The organism is Bacillus sp. AM 13(2015) (genome assembly GCF_001518755.1).
Taxonomy (GTDB): Bacteria; Bacillota; Bacilli; order Bacillales; family Bacillaceae; genus Bacillus; species Bacillus safensis.
In genome coordinates this window covers 1-2,222 of sequence record NZ_LKCP01000074.1, presented here as the reverse complement: position 1 = coordinate 2,222, position 2,222 = coordinate 1, and the positions used below count along the sequence as shown (strand labels likewise).

Below are 2,222 nucleotides of genomic sequence, written 5' to 3'. Positions count from 1 at the left end.
AATGAACTGTTCGGATGACTCCTCTTAAAGATAGCGGAGTCTCTCTATTCAGTCAAGATTCCTTGACGTTCATACGAATAGACGGATAAAAGGCAGCAGAGGTTTTAAATAAGACAAAACAAAAAGCTGACGGCCTCCATCAGCTTTTTACCATGTTGAAATCCGTCAAGAACGATAGTGACTCCGCTTTCCTTGCTGAACCCGGATATTCTCCTGATGAGCGGGGAACCGAGTCTTTTTGGTCGAATCGACCTGTGTAATATGTCCATTATGAATGGTGATGACCACTGATCCATAGTCGATCCCTTTTAAGGCAGATAAAATATAATTCAGCTTTTGTTCATCCATCGCTCATCCCCCTATTTTCGCTCTTTTAAATAGAGAACCTCATTTTCCAGCTCATGAATTGTATAATGCATGAGTGCTTCCTGCTTTTCTTCATGCCCCCATAAAAGGAGCTTTTGAATCAGCACCTGCTTTTTTCGTTCAATCACCTGTCTAAGCCAGCGTGACAAAAGACATCTCCTCCCTTTTTGAATGTCTGCAAGAAAAAAAGGCACCCTGAAACCTTCTATTAAAAAAGGAAATCAAAGCGCCTTTGGTGATCCAATCAGCGAATTATGTCTTTTAATCATAAACACATAATTCCTATAAGTCAACTATGTTTTTGATTTTTTTAACAAAAAAACAGCAGCCCCATGAGCTGCTGTTTCAGATGTTCAATTAATGATTTAAGAAAGCAAAATATAGAATAAAGATGACAAACAATCCGTACATAATTGGGTGCACTTCTTTCGCTTTCCCTTTAAAGATCATCGTAATCGGGTAGAAAATAAAGCCAACCGCAATCCCTGTTGCAATACTGTATGTCAGTGGCATCATAATCATCGTTAAGAACGCTGGTACCGCAATTTCAAAGCGATCCCATGCAATCTTTGCAAGCGGAGCGACCATCAGTGCACCGACAATGATTAAAGCAGGTGCTGTTACATTCGATGTAACGATGGATAAAAGTGGTGAGAAGAACATCGCAAGCAAGAAGAAAATGCCTGTGACGACCGCTGCAAAACCAGAACGTGCACCAGCAGCAACACCTGAGCTAGATTCAACATAAGATGTCGTTGTAGATGTACCAAGAACAGAACCTACAACAATAGAAGAAGAATCCGCTAGCAGTGCTCTTCCTGCACGAGGCAGCTCATTATTTTTCATTAAACCAGCCTGTGTTGCCACAGCCACAAGTGTACCAGCTGTATCAAAGAACCCAACGAATAGGAACGTCAAAATCACGACAAGCATTTGGATGGAGAAAATTTCTGGCAAGTGAATCAAGGCTTGACCAAAGGTTGGAGACAAGCTTGGAATACTTCCCACAATTTGAGATGGTACTGGCACAAGACCAAAGATCATCCCAGCAATAGCTGTCACAAGCATCCCAATGAAGACACCTGCATTCACTCGAAGAACCATTAAAATGACCGTCACAACGATACCAAACACCGTTAACAAGACAGGACCACTATGAATGTTCCCAATCGAAACGAGTGTATTATCATTATTGGCGATAATGCCAGAGCCTTGAAGACCAACAAACGTAATGAACAAACCAATACCTGCACCAACCGCCAGCTTCAGCTCAGCCGGAATGGCATTGATGATTTTTTCACGGAAACCTGTTAAAGAAAGGGCTACGAAAATCAATCCTGAAACAAACACACCCGAAAGTGCTGCTTCCCATTTAATGCCCATGCCAAGCACAACCGAAAAGGCGAAGAACGCATTCAGACCCATACCTGGGGCTATTGCAATCGGATACCTGGCGATCAATCCCATCAGGATACACCCTGCAGCAGAAGCTAATGCCGTTGCTGTAAAGACAGCGCCCTGATCAATACGTAATTTATCTGGAAAATCCGGTACCGACACTAATGCAAGTGTGATCGGATTAACAAACAGAATGTAAGCCATCGACAAAAATGTGGTTAAACCACCGATGATTTCTCTGCGGTAATTCGTTCCTAACTCATCAAACTGAAAAAACTGTTTCAAGCCAACTGACTCCCTTCATGTCCTTTTGCTTTAGCCTGCCCCATTCACTAGTCAAATAAAAAACGCCCCAACAATTTTGGGACGCTTGACTACATATGTTGAATTCAGACTGTGACATAAAACAAGAACAATGCATGATTTATATCAAACGAGTGTGAATTGACGTAGTCAAG

General features: G+C 42.0%; 3 protein-coding genes. All 3 read right to left on the bottom strand.

Annotation, left to right across the window (positions count from 1 at the left end; genetic code table 11):
- Nucleotides 1-165: 165 nt before the first annotated feature.
- The 3 genes from AOQ70_RS12840 to AOQ70_RS12830 all read right to left on the bottom strand — a co-directional run bounded on the left by AOQ70_RS12840 (nucleotide 166) and on the right by AOQ70_RS12830 (nucleotide 2,049).
- A complete protein-coding gene (locus tag AOQ70_RS12840; protein ID WP_059376582.1) occupies nucleotides 166-348 on the bottom strand; it encodes a YezD family protein in 183 nt (60 codons plus the stop codon).
- 11 nt (nucleotides 349-359) lie between these two features.
- On the bottom strand, nucleotides 360-515 hold the full coding sequence (locus AOQ70_RS19745; RefSeq protein ID WP_197414611.1) for a hypothetical protein: 156 nt from the start codon (nucleotides 513-515) through the stop codon (nucleotides 360-362).
- A 208-nt stretch (nucleotides 516-723) separates the two neighbouring features.
- A complete protein-coding gene (locus tag AOQ70_RS12830; protein ID WP_034282847.1) occupies nucleotides 724-2,049 on the bottom strand; it encodes an NCS2 family permease in 1,326 nt (441 codons plus the stop codon).
- Nucleotides 2,050-2,222: the final 173 nt, after the last annotated feature.